The following is a 20,376-nucleotide window of genomic DNA, read 5'->3' on the forward strand; positions in this document are numbered from 1 at the left end:
GACTCCTCGCAGCTCAGCGAGTTCCGGTCGTCACGCCACGGGGGCGTCGAAGTCGATCGGGTACCGGAACTGCCAGGCGTTCTTCTCGGGCTTCACCAGCTTGAACATCGTCGGCAGTAGCGCGTCGCGGATCACCCGCGCGACCGGGCCCGCGGCCTTGCGGGCGTTGGTGCGGGCGGTCTCCTTGATGATCCGCTCCACCCGGGGCCGGCGCAGTTCCTCGTAGCGGGCCAGCGCCTGAGGCAGGGGCAGGTCGCGCAGGCAGCGTGCGAGTTCGACGGAGCTCTCCGCGGCGAGCGAGGCGCCCTGGCCGGAGCTGGAGGAGGGCGCATGGGCGGCGTCCCCGGTGAGGACCATCCGGCCGCGGCTCCAGCGCACCGGCTGCGGCATGTTCTCCGTGCTGCCGGCGAAGAGCACGGCCTTAGGGTCGGTGGCCGCCAGCATCCTTCCGGCCGGGGCGGCGTCGCCTTCGCAGACCTCCGCCAGGTGTTCCAGCCAGTAGGCGCCGCCGCGCTCGCGCTGGTCGCTGACCGAGAGCGGCTGCGCCACGGGCAGGTTGATGAACCACAGGCCCGTACCGTCGGCGAAGACCTGCCAGGCGAAGAAGCAGCGCTTGCCGAAGGTCATGTGCATCATGCCGTCGGTGGGCGCGACGCCGGCGTCGGCGACCATGGCGCCGAACCCGGCCGTGCCCGCGAACTGCGGTGCGGAGGCGGTCGGGTCGATCAGGCCGCGGACCGTGGAGCGCAGTCCGTCCGCGCCGATGAGCACGTCCGCGGTCGCCGTGCTGCCGTTCTCGAAGCGCGCGGTGACACCGTCGGCGTCCTCGCTCGCGTCGACGATGCGTCTGCCGTAGACGGTGGCCACGCCCCGCTCCTCGGCGGCCTCACGCAAGGTCCGGAACAGCTCCGCGCGGAACACGAAGCGCGTCGGATCGATACCGGGCAGCGTGCCGAACTCGGCCAGCTTCTTGCCGTTCCAGCTCTGCAGCACCATGCCGTTCATCTCGGTGCTGACCGCGCGGATCGCGTCGCCCACGCCGATCGCGTCGAACGCCTGGAATCCGTTCGGCGCCAGTCCCATGCCGCCGCCGGCCCCGTCCGCCGGGCCGTCGTACGCCTCGAAGACCGTCGCCTCGATGCCTGCCTGCCGGAGCGCCATCGCGGTGACGGGACCGGCGATGCCGCCGCCGATGACCAGAGCGGAGCGGACCTTGCCGTTCGTGGTGCCAGTCGAGTTCGTCATGACGTGATAGTTGCACTGCAACTAGTCTCTGGTCAACTAGTTCGACCGTGGGTAGCATCGGGCCATGAGCACTGCGCCCCGGAGTTCCCCCCTCGCCCTGACCGTCCTGGCCCTGCTGCACTACAAGCCGCTGCATCCCTACGGCATCCAGCGGCTGCTCAAGGAATGGGGCAAGGACCAGGTCGTCAACGTCGGTCAGCGGGCCGGCCTGTACCGGACCATGGAGCGCCTGCTCGCCGCCGGGCTGATCGCCGTCCGCGAGACGGGCCGGGACGCGCAGTACCCGGAGCGCACCGTGTACGAGGTCACCGGGGCGGGCAGCGAGACGGCGCACCGCTGGCTCGACGAGATGCTCTCCACGCCGAAGCAGGAGTTCCCCGAGTTCCCCGCCGCGCTGTCGCTGATCATGATGCTGACGCCGGAGGCACTGCGGGATGCGCTCGGCCGCCGCGCCGAGGCCCTGGAGACGGCCCTCGCGCAGCACGACGCGGACCTCGCCCGGGAAGCGGACAGCGGGCTGCCGCGGATCGCGACGCTGGAGCTGGGGTACGTGCGCACGATGGCGGCGGCGGAGCTGGCGTGGGTCCGGGGCGTCCTGGCCGATTTCGCGGACGGACGCCTGGCCTGGTCACCCGAGGAACTGCTCGCACACGCGGGCGATGACGGGTGATCACCAGGCGGCCGTCTTCGCCGCGTCACTTACCGGCAGGGCCCGCGGTGCCGGGGTGCAGCAGCCCGCGCAGGACGTTGCCCTCCGTCGTCAGGTAGCTGGAGCCGTAGTCGAAGCGGCGTGCATCGGCGAACAGCAGGAAGTAGTACTTGGCGTTCTCGCTGAACCAGTACGCCGGGGTCAGGTCCCCGAGCTCCATCGGGGACGCCGTCACGTCCCGGACGACCGTGTAGCCGTTGCGGACCTTGCAGTAGCGCTCCTGGCGGCCGAACATCTCGCGGGCGCGTGCGCGGTACAGCTCCTTCCCGGTGGTGAGCCACAGGAGCAGGCAGGAGTTGGCGTACTCCGGGCGCAGCGGGTAGGACGGGTCGATCGCGCGCAGGGTCCGGTAGTCGAAGAGGTCCGGCGGCAGGCGGAAGGTGTCGAGCGCGGCCGTCCAGCTGTCGAGGTAGCTCTCGCCGCCGGCGAGGTGGCCGCTCTGGGCGAGCAGGCCGGCGTAGAAGGCGGTCAGCCCGGACTCGACGTGGCCGGCCGCGCGGCCCGTGGCCATCTGCGCCTGCCGGAACCACAGCCGCCCGGTGTCCCGGTCGGCGAGATACCGGAAGATCCCGGCGGTCAGCGTGGTGTACCAGGTGTGCAGCTCCTCGTCGCCGTACAGCGCCCAGCCGTGCCACAGACTCTCGTAGAAGGAGTCGACGGGCGGATCGAGGGTGGCGGTGGTACCGGTCCACGCCCCGGTCTCGACGTTCATGCTGGTGCCCACCAGGTCCAGCCGCGAGCGGCGTTCGCAGACCGCGCGCAGCGCCCGCTTGGCCGCACCGTAGTAGGAGCGGTCGCCGGTGAGCCGGGACAACTCCCCGAACTCGGTGATGCAGGTGCCGATCTCGGCGAGGTAGTTGACCCGGCCGCCCACCGCGCCGGTGGAGAGGTTGACGTAGCGGTAGGGGGCGCCCGTGGGCGACTTGACGAAGGCGGGCATCAGCCGGTCCGCGAGGTCGCGGGCCAGCTCCAGCAGCACGGGTTCCCTGGTCGCCAGGTACCCCGACAGCAGCCCGCCGACCAGTCGGATGATCGACTCGAAGACCTGGACCGACACGTCCTGGTCGAGGACGAGTTCGTTGCGCACCCAATGGACGGCCGCGGCCAGGTCCTCGTCCAGTTCCATCAGGTACAGCGTGTCGAGCGCCTCGACGATCGTGAGGCCGAACGTGTGACCCCGGACGAAGAAGTCCGCACCGCAGCCACGCAGCGGCCGCAGCTCGTCACGGCCCCAGGCCAGCCGTCGGTAGGCGTCCCACGCCCTGCGGAACGAGGCGACGGCCTCCTCCCCCAGGTCCGCATACGGCTCGGGCGCCACGTCGGCCGCACCGGCCAAGGGCACAGCCGGAACGGCAGCGACGGGCGTCAGGGCCGCCACGGCACCGAGCAGCCTGCGCCGTGACACTCCGCCAGGACCCATGAAAGTTCCCATAACCGCACAGATGCCCCAAATGCGCCATCCCCTTTCCCGGCCCTACGGGAGATCACCGCATTGACGGGACATCCTTGCCGATGACCGGCTCAAGCAGCGACGCCGACCCCGCATGCCTTCCGCGTCGAGGCCGTGGTCAGGACCGGTCCGCCACGGCGGCGGCGAAACGCGCCACGAGCGCCGCAACCGCGGCACGCAGCTCCTCCCCGCCCTCGACGCGGAAGGCGAACGGCACCCTCGCCAGCCATTCCTGCGCGTACATGTCCGGGTTGCGGGTGCTGCCGACCAGCACGCATCCCTCCCCCGAGGGCTCCAGCCGCCCCATGGGCGGCCGGATCCACGGGGCCACCTCGGCCAGGGGCGCGTCGAACACCACGCGGGTCGAGAACTCCCACCCCATACCCAGGTTCTCCTCGAGCGCCGCCACCGGGTCGAGGCCCTCGGGCGGCTCGAAGCGGTGCCCGGTCGGCCGGACCGCACGGATCCGGTCGAGCCGGTAGGTGCGGATCGCGTCCGCACGATGGGAGTGGCACAGCACGTACCAGCGCCCGTAGCGGACGACGATGGACCAGGGATCCACCTCCGCCTCCCACTCGTTGCCGGCCTCGCTGCGGTAGGTGACCGACACGCGCCGCCGGGCCGCGACGGCGTCGACGAGTTCGCTGGTGATGGCCGGATCGGGGCGCGTCGCGTACGGGTCCGCCGCGGCCGACGCGTACTCCCGCAGCAGCGCAGCCTGTTGGCCGACGCTCTCCGGAAGCGCCTTGACGACCTTGCCCAGGGCGGCGCCGACCAGGTCGTCGGTGCCGGCTGCGGCCGGCTGGGCGCTGAGCACCGCCATCACCAGGCCGAGGGCCTCGGACTGAGTGAAGTGCACCGGGGGCAGCCTCGTCCCGCGCCCCAGCCGGTACCCGCCATGCGGCCCGCGGGCCGACTCCACGGTGATGCCTGCCTCCCGGAGGATCCCGACGTACCGGCGCGCGGCGCGCTCGGTGACGCCCAGCCGCACGGCGAGTTCGCCGGCCGTCGTACCGGGGCGGGTCTGGAGGATCTCCAGGGCGCGCAGCGCCCGCGCGGTGGGGCTGAGATCGTTCGGCACGGGAGCAGGTTAGCCCGGATGAACCGGCAGTGGATCGTCCGGATCTCCTCCTACGGTGGCGTCCACGAAGTTGGAGAAGGGAAACCGACCATGGACATCCTGCTCATCGGCGGCCTGTGGCTGAACGGATCCGTGTGGGGCCGCGTCGCGTCCGCGCTGGAATCGCTCGGCCACCGCCCGGTGCCGCTCACCCTCCCGGGCCAGGGGGACGGCTCCGTGTCCGCCACGCTCGACGACCAGTTGGCAACGGTGCTCGCCGCGGTGGACGCGGCACCCGGCAAGCCCCTGGTGGTGGGGCACTCCGCCGCCTCCACGCTGGCCTGGCTGGCTGCCGACCGGCGGCCGGGGCGGGTCGCCAAGGTCGCCCTCATCGGCGGTTTCCCGACCGCCGGCGGTCAGCCGTACGCGGACTTCTTCGAGGTGACGGACGGCGTCATGCCCTTCCCCGGCTGGGGCCCCTTCGAGGGGCCGGACGCCGCCGACCTCGACGACGGCGCCAGGCGAGACCTGGCGTCCGCCGCGATCCCGGTGCCCGCAGGTGTGTCCAAGGCACTGGTGCGACTGACGGACGAACGGAGGTTCGACGTCCCGGTCGTGCTCGTATGCCCGGAGTTCACGCCCGCGCAGGCGCAGGAGTGGATCAACGCCGGTGACATCCCGGAGCTCGCCCGGACCAAGCACGTCGACTTCGCCGACATCGACTCGGGCCACTGGCCCATGATCACCCAGCCCGCAGAATTGGCCCGGATCCTGGCCGAGGCAGCCGACACGGCCTGACGAGGGGTCCACCGGGCCCGGACCCAGACCGGCAGAGATCATCCAGAGCGCGGTGGCCAAGGGCAACCCGCCTGCCTGCGGCCCGAACTCATACGCCTTCGCGGCGGGCGCGCACGCCCCCGGCTCCCTGCAGGGGGTGGAGCCGGGCGGGCGGGTGCTCGATCGGCAGGTCGGGGCGCCAGGTGGTCAGGCACTGGGCACTGGGGACGAACAGGCCGTTCGGGAGCCGGTCGAGCGGCCACCACCGCCAGTCGCCCACGCTCTCGCCGGGTTGGTCGGCCGGCTCGCCGTCCCATGCGGTGATCACCGCGGCGACGGTCGCCCGCAGCGTGCCCTGGGCCTCGTCCAGGAGCAGGCCGAGCAGTTCGACGTCCTCCTCGCGTACGGTGCAGCCGGTTTCCTCGTTCACCTCACGGCCGGCCGTACCGGCCAGGGACTCCCCCCTTTCCACCGAACCCCCGGGCAGCTCCCACGTACCCCGACGGTGCCGGCCCAGCAGAAGACCACGGGGGCCGTGGAGGATCGCCCCGACGCCGAGGGCGGTGTTCGGCGGCGGCGGGCCGGTGGTGCGGGGGCGGCTGGTGACCCGGGTGCGCCGACGTACGCGGTACAGCCGGCAGGACGTCGGGACGCCCGCTTCCGGCGCGTCCAGGACCTCGATCCGCTCGACGGCGAAGCCGTGTTCCTCCAGCAGGTCCCGCCACAACTCCGGCGTCAGGACCCACATCTGCACCGTCAGCCGCCCGCCGCCCGCCAGGGGCAGGATCTGCGGGCGGGCCGTGACGGTGTCCGAGGGGCCTTGGCCGTCGGAGTCGGTGTGCAGGACCGAGAACACCAGCCTGCCGCCCGGTGCCAGCGCGTCCGCGACGGCGGGCAGCAGCCGGCGCGGGTCGACGTACGCGAAACCGTGGACGGAGTAGATCACCTCGTACGGATCCGCCCGCCGCAGATGCTCGACCGCGTCGGCCAGGATCAGGCGCAATCCCGGCACGGCCGAGTAACGCGCAGCGGCGCGCTCGTACTGGGTGGGCGAGGCTTCGACGGCGTCGACGTCGGCACCGTGCGCACGGACCAGGTGGGCGGCATGCCTGGCCAGGCCCGATCCGAGGTCCGCGACCCGCCGGCCACACAGGTCGCCCAGGGCCTCCACGCCGTGTTCGTCCGGCCAGAAGCCCCAGGAGATGTCGTCCGCGTCGGGGACGTCGGTGCCCCTGGCCACGTGGTGGGCTCCGTAGGCGGTCCAGGCGTCGGCGTTCGTCACTTCCGCAGGGTCCACAGTGCTGCCCTCCCCACGGTGCGGCCGCGCCTGCCCATGACGGCCATTCGACACCACACCATGCGCCGCCGTCGATGAGCGTGCGTGCACTGACACCCGACGATCCGTCAGAGCGCCTTCGCCGTGGCTTCGCAGACATCCGACCTCATCGCATCATGGACCTTGAAGTTCGAGCCGAAGGTGGGGAAATCGCGGACTAAAACTCCATAAGATCAACAGCGACGAGGGCAAAGGTCGGGTTAATTTGGCATCGGCCGTTGACATGGGCGAAACAACTTGATTATTTATGAATACTTTTCGTGGGCTGCTGCGACCCTGGAAGGGAACCCTTGCCGTGTCCGCTTCTTCCCGACGTGACTTCCTCCGCCTGGCCGGCGCCACCAGTGGTGCTCTCGCCCTGTCGAGCGGCCTCTACCCGTTCGCCGCACATGCCGCTCCCGCCCGTCCGACCAGCGTGGACATCGTCCCGGAGGGCAAGGCCACGTCGCTCTGGTACCGCACGCCCGCCAACGAGGCGCGCATCATCCAGGAGGCACTGCCCGTCGGCAACGGCCGGCTGGGCGCGCTGGTCGGTGGTGATCCGGCGGACGACTTCCTCTACCTGACCGACGGCGCGTTCTGGACCGGCGGCACCAACGACACCCTGACCGACGACGGCCAACTGCCGTACGGGCCGGACGACTTCGGCAGCTTCGGCCTCCTGGCCAAGCTCCGGATCGCACTGCCCGGCCACTCCGGCAAGGCGGTGAGCAAGTACCGTCGCCGGCTCGACCTGAGCAACGGCGTGGTCTCCGCGGAGTACCTGCACGAGGGCAACCTCCACCGCCGCGAGGTGTACGCCAGCCATCCGGACGACGTGGTCGTCGTCCGGCTCAGCGGCGGGCCGCACACCGGTACGGTCTCGCTGGCCGGCACGCACGGCGAGACCACCGCGGGCGGCAGCGGGCACGTGTCGTTCACCGGGACGCTGAAGAACGGTCTGCGCTACGCGGCGGCGGTGACCGCGGTCAGTGCGTCGGGCCGGGTCAGCGTGGAGGGCGACAAGCTGTCCTTCGCCGGGTGCCGGGAGCTGCTGATCGTGGTGTGCGGCGGCACCGACTACTCCCCCGACGCCGCGAAGAAGTTCCGCGAGCCCGGCACCGATCCCCTCGCGGTGGCCCGCGCCAAGATCGCCGCCGCGGCGAAGGTGTCCGGCAACGAGCTGCTCAAGACCCATGTGTCCGACTACCACCGGCTCTACAACCGGTTCAGCATCGACCTGGGCGAGTCGTCGGCGCTGCAGCGGTCCCTGGACTCCTGGTCGCGCATCGCCGTGCGGTACACCGACGCGACGACGCCGGACCCGGAACTGGAAGCCGCCTACGTCCAGTACGGCCGCTACCTGACCATCACCGGCTCCCGCGACTGGCTGCCTATGAACCTGCAGGGCATCTGGGTGCACAACAACAACCCGGACTGGTACGCCGATTACCACACCGACATCAACGTCCAGATGAACTACTGGCTGGCCGACCCGGCCGGCCTGGGCGAGAACGCGTACGCCCTCGCCCGGTACTGCGTGTCCCAGCTGCCGGTCTGGACCGACGTCACCAAGCGGCTGTTCAACGACGAACGCAACCGGTTCCGCAACAGCACGGGCAAGATCGCCGGCTGGGCGGTCGCGTTCTCCACCAACATCCACGGCGGCAGCGGCTGGGCCTGGCACCCCTCCGGCAACGCCTGGCTGTGCAACTCCCTGTGGCGGCACTACGAGTACAGCCAGGACCGCGCCTACCTGGAGCTGATCTACCCCGTGCTGAAGGGGGCCGCGGAGTTCTGGCAGGCGCGCCTGATCAGCACCACGGTCACCGGGACGGACGGCACGTCACAGCAGGTCCTGATCGACGACGCCTCCTGGTCGCCGGAGCACGGTCCGGACGGGAAGGGCAACACCTACGGGCAGGAACTGGCGTGGGAGCTCTTCGAGGAGTTCAAGACCGCCTCCCGCGTGCTCCACCGGGACACCGAGCTGGCCGCCGAGCTCGGCGCGATGCAGGCCAAGCTCTACCTGCCCCGGGTCAGCCCGAAGACCGGCTGGCTCGAGGAATGGATGACCCCCGACAACCTCGGCGAGGTCACGCACCGGCACCTGTCGCCGCTGATCGGCTTCTACCCGGGCGACCGGATAGCCGCCGACACCAGCCCGGCGGAGCTGCTCGAAGGGGTCCGTGCGCTGCTCACCGCCCGCGGCATGGACAGCTTCGGCTGGGCGTGCGCGTGGCGGTCGTTGTGCTGGTCCCGGCTGAAGGACGCGGAGAAGGCCTACCAGCTGTACCTGACGGTCCTGCGGCCGTCCATCACCAATGGCAACGGCACCTCGGCCAACTGGTTCGACATGTACAGCCAGGGCAGCTACACGATCTTCCAGATCGACGCGAACCTGGGCGGTGCCACCGCCGCGCTGGAGATGATCCTCTACTCACGGCCCGGCGTCATCGAGCTGCTGCCCGCACTCCCCCAGGCCTGGGCGGCCAAGGGTTCCGTGACCGGCGTCGGCGCCCGCGGCGGCTTCGAGGTGGACCTGTCCTGGCGCAACGGCAAGGTGACCGAGGCCACCATCCGCAGCACCGGCGGGACCGCCACCGAGCTGCGCGCCGGCGACTTCCGCAAGCAGCTCACCCTCAAGCCCGGCAAGTCCATGACGGTACGCATCCCCTAGCCACGGTCTTCGTGACGGCCCGCCGGTTCCTCCGGCGGGCCGTTGCGCATTCCCGTTCCGCGGCCGCATCCGCAGACCGCCGGGACGTCCGGCTCGGCCGTCCCGGCGGACGGCGAAAAAGCAAAGGCAAGGAGACGTCTCTCCTTGCCACTCTCAAGGTATAGCGCACCAGGGGGCTTGCGGCAAGGCCCCGGGGGTGGCGCACAATCGTCGGCCGAGGCCACAACCTGCGGAAATGAGGGCACGACGTGCAGTACGTGATCGATCTGCCAGAGGTCGACGAAACGCAGGTCACGGTCGTCGGCGGCAAGGGCGCGCACCTGGGCGGGCTGTCGCGGATCGAAGGCATCCGCGTGCCGGCCGGCTTCTGCGTGACGACGGACGCCTTCCGGCGGATCATGGCGGAGGCGCCGTCGATCGGCGAGCGGCTCGATGAGCTGTCGCGCCTGGACCCGGACGACCGCGAGGCGATCCGCACGCTCAGCGCACGGATCCGCCGGACCATCGAAGGGATCGTCATCCCTGGCGATCTCGCGGCGGCGATCACCCACCCGCTCGCCCGGCTCGGCGAGCAGGCCGCCTACGCCGTCCGGTCCAGCGCGACGGCGGAGGACCTGCCGACGGCCTCCTTCGCCGGCCAGCAGGACACCTACCTGAACGTCGTGGGGCCGGCGGCGATCCTCCGGCACGTCAGCCGGTGCTGGGCCTCGCTGTTCACCGAGCGGGCCGTGACCTACCGCCAGCGCAACGGCATCGACCACCGTACGGTCCACATGGCCGTGGTCGTGCAGCAGATGGTCTTCCCGCACGCGTCCGGCATCCTGTTCACGGCCGACCCCGTCACGGGCAACCGGAAGCTCGCCACCGTGGACGCCGGCTTCGGCCTCGGCGAGGCCCTGGTCTCCGGCCTGGTGAACCCGGACGTCTACACGGTGCGGGACGGCGAAGTCGTCACCAAGGCGATCGCCGCCAAGCAACGTGCGGTTCGCGCCCTGCCGGCCGGCGGCACGCAGGAGGTGGCGATCGACGCGCAGCGGCAGGAGCAGCCGGCGTTGACGGATGCGCAGGTCGTACGGCTCGTGCAGCTCGGGCGGCGGATCGAAGGGCACTTCGGCCGCCCGCAGGACATCGAATGGTGCCTGGTCGACGACGCCTTCCAGATCGTCCAGAGCCGGCCGATCACGACGTTGTTCCCCATCCCCGAGGCCGGGGACGAGGAGAACCACGTCTACGTCTCCGTCGGCCATCAGCAGATGATGACCGACCCCATGAAGCCCCTGGGGCTGTCCATGTGGCAGCTGACGGCCATGGCGCCCATGCACGCGGCCGGAGGGAGGCTGTTCGTCGACGCCACCCGGCGCCTGGCCTCGCCCGCGAGTCGCGCCGCCCTGCTGGACGTCATGGGGAAGGGCGATCCGCTGGTCAGGGACGCCCTGGAGACCGTCCTCGACCGCGGCGACTTCGTCCCGTCGCTCCCGGACGCGGGTCCCGGCGGGCCCCCGTTCGACGCTGCGCCGGCTCCGATCGAGACCGATCCGGCCGTCGTCACCGAGCTGATCGAGCGCAGCGAGGCGTCCATCGCGGCCCTGGAGCGCGACATCCAGGCGAAGACCGGCCCGGCGTTGTTCGCCTTCCTGCTGGAGGCCTTCGAGGAGCACAAGCGGGCCCTCGGTGATCCGCTGAACATGCAGGCGATCATGGCGGGGATGGAGGCCACCTGGTGGCTCAACGACAAGCTGCAGGAGTGGCTGGACGAGAAGAACGCGGCTGACACGCTCACGCTGTCCGCCCCCGACAACATCACGTCGGAGATGGGACTGGCGCTGCTCGACGTCGCGGACGTGATCCGCCCGCATGCCGAGGTGGTGGCGTTCCTCCAGGGCGTCCAGGAGGAGGGCTTCCTGGACGAGCTGCCGAAACTCGCGGGCGGGACCGAGACGCGCGACGCCATCGAGGGCTACCTCGACCGGTACGGGATGCGCTGCGTCGCCGAGATCGACATCACGAGGCCGCGTTGGCGCGAGCGCCCCACCGCGCTCGTGCCCGTGATCCTCGACAACGTCAGGAACTTCGAGCCGGGCGCCGCCCAGCGGCGCTTCGAGGAAGGCCGGCAGAAGGCGCAGGAGAAGGAACAGGAGGTGCTGTCACGCCTGCGGGCCCTGCCGGACGGGGACCGCAAGGCCGACGAGACCAAGCGGATGATCGACCGGGTCAGGACCTTCATCGGGTACCGGGAGTACCCGAAGTACGGCATCGTCAGCCGCTACTTCGTCTACAAGCAGGCCCTGCTGGAGGAGGCCGAGCGCCTCGTGCGGGCCGGCGTGCTCGCCGAGAAGGAGGACGTCTTCTACCTCACGTTCCAGGAATTCCACGACGTGGTGCGGTCGCACCAGGTGGACGACCGGCTCATCCAGCAGCGCAAGGACGCCTTCCGGTCGTACCAGGCGCTCACACCGCCCCGGGTCCTCACATCGGACGGCGAGGCCCTCACCGGGGCGTACCGGCGCGACGACGTGCCGGCCGGCGCCCTGATCGGCCTCCCGGTCTCCGCCGGGACCGTCGAGGGACGGGCCCGCGTCATCCTCGACATCGCGGAGGCCGATCTCGAGGCGGGCGACATCCTGGTCACGACCTTCACGGACCCCAGTTGGTCGCCGCTGTTCGTCGCCATCGCGGGCCTGGTGACCGAGGTGGGCGGTCTGATGACACATGGCGCGGTGATCGCCCGGGAGTACGGCCTGCCGGCCGTCGTGGGCGTGGACCAGGCCACCCGGCGGATCCGGGACGGGCAGCGGATCCGCGTGCACGGAACCGACGGGTACGTCGAGATCCTGCCCTGACGGAGCGGGGGTGCGCCGGGATTCCGGCGCACCCCCCTCACACATCTCGGCGTCACGCGGCGCCGTGCTGGGTCAGGAGCCGGGCGAGCCAATCGGTGCGGGTCCGGCGGGCCGTGGCCGAGATGCGCGCCTGCGGGTACAGGGCGTCGAAGCCGTGGAAACCGCCTGCCCAGACGTGGAGTTCGGCCTGTCCGCCGGCCGCCCAGATCCGGGTGGCGTAGTCGGTGTCCTCGTCGCGGAAGACTTCGGCGGAGCCGGTGTCGACGTAGGTGGCCGGCAGGCTGGAGAGGTCGTCGGCCAGTGCGGGCGAGACGTACGGGGACACCTCGTCGTCGGTGCGGTCGCCGAGGACCGCGCGCCATGCGAACGCGTTCATCTCACGGGTCCAGACGCCGGGGCCGCCGGAGTACTGGCGGCTGGAGACGGTGGTGTTGCGGTGGTCGAGCATGGGGCAGATCAGCATCTGGGCGGCGATGGCGGGGGTGCCGAGGTCGCGGGCCATCAGGGTGACTCCGGCCGCGAGCCCGCCGCCCGCGCTGGCGCCGGCGACGACGATCCGGGCGGGGTCGATGCCCAGTTCCTCCGCGTGTTCGGAAATCCAGAGCAGCCCCTGGTAGCAGTCCTCGACGAGGGTGGTGCCGGTGGCCTCGGGGGCGAGCCGGTAGTCCACGGAGGCGACGACCGCGCCGAAGGTGTCGAGCCACTCCAGCGGGATGTCGACCTGTGAGAACCGGTCGCCCATGACCATCCCACCGCCGTGCAGCCAGAAGATGCAGGGTGCGGCCGTGCTGCGATCGGGGCTCGCGGAGCTGAACACCGACATGGGGAGGGGCGTACCGTCCTCGGCCGGCACGGTGAACTCACGCCGGTCGACCCGACGGTGGGCGGTGAGGGAGTCGACGGGCGGCGACGGCATCCGGCGCAGTTGCGCGAGCACCTCCGGGCTGAGCCGGGACATCAGCGGCATGTCGGCCAGGAGGTCCAGCAGTTCGGGGTCCAGGGCGGGTCGCGGCGTGGTCGTGGAGGTGGTCGCGGGCATGCTCGTGGTCATGGTCGTGGGCCTTTCGTGGGGTGGTGACGGACGCGGCGGCGTTCCGGCTTCAGAAGGCGGCCTTGCCGCGGACCGGGACGTAGTCGGTGTACGCGGGCTCATCGGCCAGCAGTCCGCCGATCCGCGCCACGATGGCCTGCGCGGCCTCGCCGGCGAAGATCCGGTGGTGGTCCTCCTCGCTCGTCCACCCCTCGGTGACGTGGACGACGTCGGGATCGGACGCGGAACGGGAGACGAGGTAGACGACGCAGTGTTCGCTCGCCCCGGGGCTGCCCTCGTTCAGCCCGGTCAGCAGCAGGTCCACCAACTGGTCGCCCGTTCCGGGCCTGGCGGTCAGGGTGGCGTTGAAGCCGTACTGCGCGATCATGGATTCCTTCTTCCCGGTGATGGAGTGGGGTGACTCCATTCAACCGAGCTGACCTGCGTAAACGTTAGAACGATGCTCGCTCGTCCTTGCACGTTCCTCTCAGACGGGGGAGCTGCCGTACGCAAGGGTGCTGCAATGGGCGCATGCCCTTCGAAGAGTTCCGCACCCTGCTGGCCCGGCACGCCCGCCCCGACTCGGCCACGGACATCGACGGCGTCCTGGTCTCGAGGGTGGACCGGACGGATCCGCCGGCGCCCTCGATGTCCGGCACGGTGCTCGCCGTCATCGCCCAGGGCGCCAAACGCCTCGCGCTGGGCGACCGGGTCTACGAGTACGGACCCGGGCAGTACCTGGTCGCATCCGTCGACCTGCCCGTGACCGGGCAGTTCACCCAGGCGGACCCCGGCCGGCCCGCGTTGGGGTTCGGGCTCACGCTGGAACCGTCCGCCGTCGCGGAATTGCTGTTGCAGGCCGGCCCGGGCGACATCCCCCGGGCCGGCGGGGGCGCTCCGTCAGGTATCGCCGTCAGCGACGCCCCGGCGGCGCTGCTGGACGCGGTGGTCCGGCTGTTGCGCCTGCTCGACGAGCCCCGCGACCGCGCCGTGCTGGCCCCGCTGGTCAAGCGCGAGATCCTTTGGCGGCTGATCACCGGTGAGCAGGGTGCGGCGGTGCGCCAGCTCGGCCTGGCCGACAGCGGCCTGAACCACGTCTCCCGGGCCGTGCGCTGGATTCGCGAGCACTATGCCGAGCCCTTCCGGGTCGAGGACGTGGCACGTCGCTCCGGCATGAGCGTCTCCGCCTTCTACCGCAACTTCCAGGCGGTGACGGCGATGAGCCCCATCCAGTTCCAGAAGCAGATCCGACTGCAGGAGGCACGGCTGCTGCTCGCCACCCACCCGGGCGACGTCACCGGAGTCGGCCAACGCGTCGGGTACGACAACCTCTCGCAGTTCAGCCGCGAGTACCGCCGCCAGTTCGGCGCTCCCCCGAGCCGGGACGCCGCCCGCATGCGGAACACCGCGCAGACCCCGTAGGCACCCAAGGGAGCGGGAGCGAGGGCCCGTTGGGGCCGAAGTCGGAATCGGGGCCTTTCCGCCGCCCGTACCCACGGTGGCGTTTCCGCTGCCCTCCTCCGTGGGCGGCCCTCACGCCGCGCGCATCACCAGGATGGGTGATATCCGCTCCTGTCCCCGGATCCGGGGAGCCGGCCGTTCGTCGCGTGAATGGGGTAATCGGCGCCGTGCGCGCGCGATCGCGCGAAACATTCATTGACGCATCACCGAGCGGCCGATGAGACTCCATTTCCGGTAAAGAATGTGCAAGGGGCAACTATGAAGTCGTTCGTGCATAGAGGACAGATCACGAAAGTGGTCTTCGGCAGCGGAACGCGCAAGGGGCTCGCCGACGAGGTCAGGGCGCTGGGGCGCGGCCGGGCCCTCGTGCTGTGCACCCCCGGCCAGACCGACCAGGCCCGGGAGGTGAGCGAGCTCCTCGGCCCGCTCGCCGCCGGGGTGTTCGACCAGGCGGCCGCGCACACGCCCGTGCCCGTCACCGGGAAGGCGGTCGACGCGGCCCGCGCGGCCGGCGCGGACTGCCTGGTCGCCGTGGGCGGCGGCTCGACCATCGGCCTCGGCAAGGCCGTCGCGCTGCGCACCGGGCTGCCGCAGCTCGCCCTTCCCACCACCTACGCGGGTTCGGAGATGACCCCGATCCTGGGCGAGACCCAGGGCGGTGTGAAGACCACCCGGCGGCTGCCGGAGATCCTGCTCGACACGGTCGTGTACGACGTCGACCTCACCATGACGCTGCCCCCGCACGTCGCCGCGGTCAGCGGACTCAACGCCATGGCGCACGCCGTGGAGGCCCTGTACGCCCAGGACGGCGACCCGCTCGCCTTCCTCACCGCCGGTGAGGCCCTGGACGCCCTGGCCGCGGCCTTGCCGGCGCTCCTTCGGGATCCAGCGGACACCGAGGCGCGCGCCGCCGCGCTGTACGGGGCGTGGCTGGCGGGGACCTGCCTGGGCACCGTCGGCATGGCCCTGCACCACAAGGTGTGCCATGTCCTGGGCGGCTCCTTCGAGCTGCCGCACGCGGAGACCCACGCCGTCGTGCTGCCCCACGTCATCGCGTACAACGCCCCGGCGGCCGAGGCGGCCGTGGCCCGGATCGGCCGGGCGCTGCCCGGCGCCGGCCTCGATCCCGCGACGGCGGTCTTCGACTTCGCGGGCGGCATCGGCGCGCCCCGGGCGCTGCGTGACCTCGGCATGCCCGAGTCGGGCATCGGCGAGGCCGCCGACCTGATCGTCCGGGACGGCTACTGGAACCCGCGCCCGGTACGGCGGGACGCCGTACGCGACCTCCTCCAAAGGGCCTGGGCGGGCGAACCGCCCCACCGGGCCGCCGACGACCATTCCTCCGACCCGACGGGAGCCCGTCATGCGTGACCTCACCGATTCCACCATCACCGAGGCCGTCGTCGCCACGGTCCGCGACGCGAAGGACGACCGCCTCGCCGAGATCCTCGAGTGCCTGGTCCGGCACGCGCACGACTTCGTCCGTGAGACCGGTCTGACCGAGCAGGAATGGGCGCGCGGCGTGGACTTCCTCACGCGTACGGGGCAGAAGTGCACCCCCACGCGGCAGGAGTTCATCCTGCTGTCCGACGTGCTGGGGATCACGATGCTGGTCGACGCGCTCGGCAACCGGCGGGCGGAGGGATCGACGCAGAACAGTGTGCTCGGTCCCTTCTTCCGCGACGACCGCCCGCAGGCGGCCGACGGCGCCGACATCTCCGAGGGGCTGCCGGGCACGCCCTTGTTCTTCGAGGGACTGGTGACCGACGACCACGGCGCGCCGGTCGCCAACGCCGGGATAGACGTATGGCACAGCGACGCGGACGGCCACTACGACGTGGACGTCCCCGGCCTGTCCGACCCGGCCATGCGCGCCCTGCTGCGCACCGACGGCGAAGGGCGCTTCCGCTTCCGCTCGATCCGCCCGTCCAGCTACCCCATCCCCGACGACGGTCCGGTGGGCGAGATGATGCGGGCCACCGGCCGGTCCGTGATGCGGCCGGCGCATCTGCACGTCATGATCGCCGCCGAGGGGTTCCAGCGCGTGACCACGATGCTGTTCCCCTCAGACGACCTGTACCTCGACCAGGACCCGGTCTTCGGCGTCAAGCAGTCGCTGGTGACGCAGTACGCGAGCCACCCGGCCGGCACCGGTCCCTACGGCACGCGGACCGACCAGCCGTACACCCTGCTCCGTCACACCTTCGTGCTCGAGCCGGGACGGTCGGCTCATGACCCCCGGCCTTCCTGACGGGCGGCGCCCGGCCCTGCCGGACCTGCCGGCGCACGTCGTACCCCGGCCGCGGGTGACCCGCCGCGTCCTTCAGGCGCTGGCGGGTCATCCCGTGCTGGTCGTCGCGGCCTCCGCCGGGGCGGGAAAGACCACCGCGGTGCTCCAGGCGGCACGGGCCCTGCCGGGCCCGGCAGCCTGGATCCCCCTGGGCGGGCTCCCCGCCGGGGACGGCGCCGGTGAGGTGCTCCGCGGCCGTCTGACGGAGGCCGTGTCCGCCGGCGGCGCGGGGCCGCCCGTGCTCGTGGTCGACGGGCTGGAACACGTCGCAGGCCGGGCCACGGCCGAGGAGGCGCTCACCGCGCTCGTCGTGGAACCGCCGCGGGGGCTGCGGCTGGTGCTCGTCACGCGCACGGATCCGCCCCAGGGCATCGGAGGGCTCGCAGACGTCCATCGCGTGGCGTTCCTCGACGACACCGACCTCGCCTTCGACGTCTCCGAGGCGGCCCGTGCCCTGCGACCCACCGGGCAGGACGGCCAGGCGCAGTTGCGGGTGCGGGCCACCGGGGGCTGGGTCACCGGGGTCCTGTACGACTGGTGGGCCACGGACCCGGCGGCCGCGGCGGGCAGGCTCGACCTGCTCTCCGCCGACCTGCTGGGGCAACTCACCGAGGACGAGACGGCGCTGCTCGTGGCCACCAGCGTGCTGGACGAGGTGACCGCCGAGTCCGCCAACGCGCTGGGGCTGTACGGACCGGACCGGGTCATGGCCTCCCTGCGCCACCGCCGGCTGCCGCTGACCTGGTCCCGAGACGGCACCCGCATGCGGGCGCTGCCACGGTTCCGTCAGTACCTGCGCAAACGCGCCGACGCCATGGAGGACGGCGCCCGGCGCGAGCTGAGACGCCGGCACGCCGCGTTGCTGGAGACGGCGGGCCGTCACGAGGACGCCGTCACCGAACTGCTGATGGCCGGGGAGTCGGCGGCGGCCCGGCGCGCCGCAGAACAGGTCCTGCCCGGCATCCTGGACCGGCTGGACCTGACCACGGCCGAGAGCTGGCTGGACCGGATGCGGCCGGTGCCCGGGCCGCCCGCCCCGGGGCTCGCGTCCGCCGCGCTGCGCGTCGCGTTCGGCCGTGAGCAGTGCTGGCGCGGGCTGCGGCTGGCCGACCACCACGGACGGTCCTGGTGGGGCCGGCTGCCCGAACAGCCCGGCGGCAGCGAGGACCTGGCGCTGCTGGTGTGGTGCTTCTGGCACGCGGGCAGGCTCGACGAGGCCCGGCGGATGCTGCAGGTGATGCCCCCCGGCCGCCACCGCGACATCGCCGCCTCGCTGATGTCGCTGGCGGACGGCGGCCCCCTCACCCCGCTCCCGGACCTGCGGGCCGACGCCGCGGGCCCGGTCGAGGTCATGCTGATGCGGATCGCCTACATGGGCGGACGGCTCGCCGAGCTCCAGGACGATCCCGCGCCGCCCGGTGCCTGGCGCCGGGCGACCGGCGCCCCGTGGACCGTCGCCGCGCTCCGCGCGACCGGCCGCATCTCCCAGGCCGGCGAGATGTACGCGTCCCTCGGGGACGGACCCCGGCCGGTGTGGCTGACCGCCATCGACGACGTGGAGCTGATGGCCGACCTCGGACGGCGCGAGGAGGCCTGGGCCGCGCTGGCGGCCGGACGCCCGGCCATCGCCGCGACCGGCTCACGCGTGTACGGGATCCTCAGCCTGCTGCTGGAGGCCAAACTGGCGCTGCGGCTCGACCGCGACCTGGCGCGGGCCGCCCGGGCGCTGACCGCGGCCGGCCTTCGGGGCAGCGCCCGCTACGCCTTCACCCGGGAACTGTCCGGCACGTGGCACGGCCTGCAACTGCTCCTGGCGGGCCGGGACCAGGAGGCGGCCCGCCGGCTGGCCGACGCCGTCGCCGCCATGACCGCGGGCGACCTGCTACTGGAACTGCCCACCGCGGCCGTCTACTTGAGCGAGGCGATGTGGCGCGCCGGTGACGTGGAGGCCGCGGACGCCGCGGCCGACCTGGCCCTGGGGGTGTCCGCCGCCCAGGGCGGCCGCCATCTGCTGCTGCAGGCGCTGGACGACATGCCGGCGGTGGCCGTGCGCAGGGCCGACGCCGAGCCCTCGCACTCCTCGCCCTGGCACGAGCTGGTGGCGGCGCGGTCCTCCGGCCCGGCGCTCAGCGCCCCCGCCGCACCGCGGCTGGTCCTCGAGGAGTTCGGGGCGGTCCGGTTGTCCGCGGACGGGCGGGAGGTCCACCCGCGCCTGGCCAAGAGCACCGAACTGCTGGCGTTCCTGCTGGCCAGGCCCGCCGCGACCGCGCGGCGCCCGATGCTGCTGAGCGCCTTGTTCCCCGGCCGGAGCGACGCCGCGGGGCGCAGTTACCTGCGGCAGGCGGTGTACCGGCTGCGGGAGGTGCTGCCGGAAGGGCTGGCGCTCCTGCAGGACGGTGACGTCTACCGGCTGACGCCCGAGGCGTCCGCGGCGGGCTCCTCGGGCACCTTCCGGCGGCTGCTGGCCGAGGCCGGCAGGCAGGACGGCGAGCACCGGCTCCACACCCTCCTGCAGGCGCTGCGGACCGCGGGGCGCGGCCCGTACTTCGAGGGCGTGTCCACGCCGTGGCTGGACGCCCGGCGCGAGGAACTGGCGGCCGCGCTCATCCAGGCGCAGGTCGACGCCGGCGCCGTCGCCCTGCGCCTGGGCCGGATCCGTGAGACGCGGGAGCTGGCGGGAGCGGCGCTGGAACGTGATCCGTACCGCGAGCAGGCCTGGCGGCTGGCGCTGGCCGGCGCCGAGGCGGCCGGGGACGACGACGAACTCATCGAGCTGTACCGGGGTTACCTGCGGGCCATGGCCGATCTCGGCGTGCGCCCGTCGGAAGAGATGAGACGCCTGGTCGAGCGGCTGCGCCGATGAGCCGTGAACCCCCGGCCACAGTGCGGTTTCCCTCCTATTAACAGGCGGCGGCGCACAGTTCACCACGTCCACCAGGGCTCGGCACACTCCTTCCCGGAGGTCTCCCATGACTGAAACCCTCGACATGACCGTCGCCTTCCGCGCCACGATGGGACGCCTGGCCACCGGGGTCAGCGTCATCACCACCCGGACCGCAAGCGCCCCCGTGGGCATGACGGCCAGTGCGGTCTCCGCACTGTCGCTGGACCCGCTGCAGCTGATCGTGTGCATCGGCAACCACCTGTTCACCCGCACCGCGATCGCCGAGCACGGCCGGTTCGCCGTCAACGTCCTGGGCGAGGACTGCGAACACCTGGCCCGTACCTTCTCCGCTCCGGTGAAGGACCGCTTCGCGGGCGTGAACGTCGACGAGGACCACGGCGTGCCCGTGCTCAAGGACGCGATCGCCACGATGGTCTGCGACGTCTCCCAGGCGCTGCCCGGCGGCGACCACACCATCTTCGTCGGCGACGTCCGGCACTTCGAGCACAAGGCGCAGGCCCGTCCGCTGCTGTACTTCGCGGGCGGCTTCGGCGTCCTGAGCTAGGCCCTTTCGTCACAGTCCCCCCGGTGCCCGGTGCCGTGTCGTGCCCGCCGGGCACCGGGGACCCCTACGG

At 72.0% G+C, this 20,376-nt stretch carries 15 protein-coding genes; 9 read left to right on the forward strand and 6 right to left on the reverse strand.

Annotated elements, in window-relative coordinates; genetic code table 11:
- Positions 1-30: 30 nt before the first annotated feature.
- The gene (locus AC1VWI_RS00825; protein WP_499508909.1) at positions 31-1,245 is read right to left on the reverse strand and encodes an FAD-dependent oxidoreductase; all 1,215 of its coding nucleotides are present in this window, start codon (positions 1,243-1,245) and stop codon (positions 31-33) included.
- 64 nt (positions 1,246-1,309) lie between these two features.
- Here AC1VWI_RS00825 and AC1VWI_RS00830 point away from each other — a divergent pair, with 64 nt between their 5' ends.
- Complete coding sequence (locus AC1VWI_RS00830) at positions 1,310-1,915, forward strand: PadR family transcriptional regulator (RefSeq protein ID WP_499508910.1); 606 nt, start codon at positions 1,310-1,312, stop codon at positions 1,913-1,915.
- A 25-nt stretch (positions 1,916-1,940) separates the two neighbouring features.
- On the opposite strand, the gene AC1VWI_RS00835 is transcribed toward AC1VWI_RS00830, so the two are convergent.
- On the reverse strand, positions 1,941-3,374 hold the full coding sequence (locus AC1VWI_RS00835) for a glycoside hydrolase family 47 protein (RefSeq protein ID WP_499508911.1): 1,434 nt from the start codon (positions 3,372-3,374) through the stop codon (positions 1,941-1,943).
- Positions 3,375-3,522: 148 nt separating this feature from the next.
- On the reverse strand, positions 3,523-4,485 hold the full coding sequence (locus AC1VWI_RS00840) for a helix-turn-helix transcriptional regulator (RefSeq protein WP_499508912.1): 963 nt from the start codon (positions 4,483-4,485) through the stop codon (positions 3,523-3,525).
- Positions 4,486-4,575: 90 nt separating this feature from the next.
- Between AC1VWI_RS00840 and AC1VWI_RS00845 the strand changes: the two genes are divergently transcribed.
- A complete protein-coding gene (locus tag AC1VWI_RS00845; RefSeq protein ID WP_499508913.1) occupies positions 4,576-5,262 on the forward strand; it encodes an alpha/beta fold hydrolase in 687 nt (228 codons plus the stop codon).
- Positions 5,263-5,350: 88 nt separating this feature from the next.
- On the opposite strand, the gene AC1VWI_RS00850 is transcribed toward AC1VWI_RS00845, so the two are convergent.
- Positions 5,351-6,523, reverse strand: a complete 1,173-nt coding sequence (locus AC1VWI_RS00850; protein ID WP_499508914.1) for a bifunctional class I SAM-dependent methyltransferase/NUDIX hydrolase — start codon at positions 6,521-6,523, stop codon at positions 5,351-5,353.
- Positions 6,524-6,872: 349 nt separating this feature from the next.
- On the opposite strand from AC1VWI_RS00850, the gene AC1VWI_RS00855 reads away from it, so the two are divergent.
- Both AC1VWI_RS00855 and rph read left to right on the forward strand, forming a co-directional pair.
- Positions 6,873-9,236 (forward strand): glycosyl hydrolase family 95 catalytic domain-containing protein, encoded by a 2,364-nt coding sequence (locus tag AC1VWI_RS00855; protein ID WP_499508915.1) that lies wholly within the window; start codon positions 6,873-6,875, stop codon positions 9,234-9,236.
- Between the two features lie 248 nt (positions 9,237-9,484).
- Positions 9,485-12,076, forward strand: a complete 2,592-nt coding sequence (rph, locus tag AC1VWI_RS00860; RefSeq protein WP_499508916.1) for a rifamycin-inactivating phosphotransferase — start codon at positions 9,485-9,487, stop codon at positions 12,074-12,076.
- A 52-nt stretch (positions 12,077-12,128) separates the two neighbouring features.
- Here rph and AC1VWI_RS00865 read toward each other — a convergent pair whose 3' ends face one another.
- Positions 12,129-13,127 (reverse strand): alpha/beta hydrolase, encoded by a 999-nt coding sequence (locus AC1VWI_RS00865; RefSeq protein WP_499508917.1) that lies wholly within the window; start codon positions 13,125-13,127, stop codon positions 12,129-12,131.
- A 49-nt stretch (positions 13,128-13,176) separates the two neighbouring features.
- The gene (locus tag AC1VWI_RS00870; RefSeq protein WP_499508918.1) at positions 13,177-13,494 is read right to left on the reverse strand and encodes a putative quinol monooxygenase; all 318 of its coding nucleotides are present in this window, start codon (positions 13,492-13,494) and stop codon (positions 13,177-13,179) included.
- Positions 13,495-13,637: 143 nt separating this feature from the next.
- Between AC1VWI_RS00870 and AC1VWI_RS00875 the strand changes: the two genes are divergently transcribed.
- From AC1VWI_RS00875 to AC1VWI_RS00895, 5 genes are all read left to right on the forward strand, one after another.
- Positions 13,638-14,528: an AraC family transcriptional regulator gene (locus tag AC1VWI_RS00875; RefSeq protein WP_499508919.1), complete on the forward strand. Its 891-nt coding sequence runs from the start codon at positions 13,638-13,640 to the stop codon at positions 14,526-14,528.
- A 297-nt stretch (positions 14,529-14,825) separates the two neighbouring features.
- Positions 14,826-15,938 (forward strand): maleylacetate reductase, encoded by a 1,113-nt coding sequence (locus AC1VWI_RS00880; protein WP_499508920.1) that lies wholly within the window; start codon positions 14,826-14,828, stop codon positions 15,936-15,938.
- On the forward strand, positions 15,931-16,818 hold the full coding sequence (locus AC1VWI_RS00885) for a dioxygenase family protein (protein WP_499508921.1): 888 nt from the start codon (positions 15,931-15,933) through the stop codon (positions 16,816-16,818). The genes AC1VWI_RS00880 and AC1VWI_RS00885 overlap by 8 nt, the downstream gene beginning before the upstream one ends.
- On the forward strand, positions 16,799-19,720 hold the full coding sequence (locus tag AC1VWI_RS00890) for an AfsR/SARP family transcriptional regulator (protein WP_499508922.1): 2,922 nt from the start codon (positions 16,799-16,801) through the stop codon (positions 19,718-19,720). Before AC1VWI_RS00885 ends, AC1VWI_RS00890 begins: the two co-directional genes overlap by 20 nt.
- Positions 19,721-19,826: 106 nt before the next feature.
- Positions 19,827-20,306: a flavin reductase family protein gene (locus AC1VWI_RS00895; protein WP_499508923.1), complete on the forward strand. Its 480-nt coding sequence runs from the start codon at positions 19,827-19,829 to the stop codon at positions 20,304-20,306.
- Positions 20,307-20,376 lie beyond the last annotated feature (70 nt).

The sequence above is a fragment of the Streptomyces sp. TOM-9 genome (assembly GCF_056858595.1).

Coding starts and splice junctions, on each gene's coding strand:
- AC1VWI_RS00825 (WP_499508909.1), bottom strand. CDS start 1,245: ATGACGAACTCGACTGGCACCACGAACGGCAAGGTCCGCTCCGCTCTG.
- AC1VWI_RS00830 (WP_499508910.1), top strand. CDS start 1,310: ATGAGCACTGCGCCCCGGAGTTCCCCCCTCGCCCTGACCGTCCTGGCC.
- AC1VWI_RS00835 (WP_499508911.1), bottom strand. CDS start 3,374: ATGGGTCCTGGCGGAGTGTCACGGCGCAGGCTGCTCGGTGCCGTGGCG.
- AC1VWI_RS00845 (WP_499508913.1), top strand. CDS start 4,576: ATGGACATCCTGCTCATCGGCGGCCTGTGGCTGAACGGATCCGTGTGG.
- AC1VWI_RS00865 (WP_499508917.1), bottom strand. CDS start 13,127: ATGACCACGAGCATGCCCGCGACCACCTCCACGACCACGCCGCGACCC.
- AC1VWI_RS00870 (WP_499508918.1), bottom strand. CDS start 13,494: ATGATCGCGCAGTACGGCTTCAACGCCACCCTGACCGCCAGGCCCGGA.
- AC1VWI_RS00875 (WP_499508919.1), top strand. CDS start 13,638: ATGCCCTTCGAAGAGTTCCGCACCCTGCTGGCCCGGCACGCCCGCCCC.
- AC1VWI_RS00880 (WP_499508920.1), top strand. CDS start 14,826: ATGAAGTCGTTCGTGCATAGAGGACAGATCACGAAAGTGGTCTTCGGC.
- AC1VWI_RS00885 (WP_499508921.1), top strand. CDS start 15,931: ATGCGTGACCTCACCGATTCCACCATCACCGAGGCCGTCGTCGCCACG.
- AC1VWI_RS00890 (WP_499508922.1), top strand. CDS start 16,799: ATGACCCCCGGCCTTCCTGACGGGCGGCGCCCGGCCCTGCCGGACCTG.
- AC1VWI_RS00895 (WP_499508923.1), top strand. CDS start 19,827: ATGACTGAAACCCTCGACATGACCGTCGCCTTCCGCGCCACGATGGGA.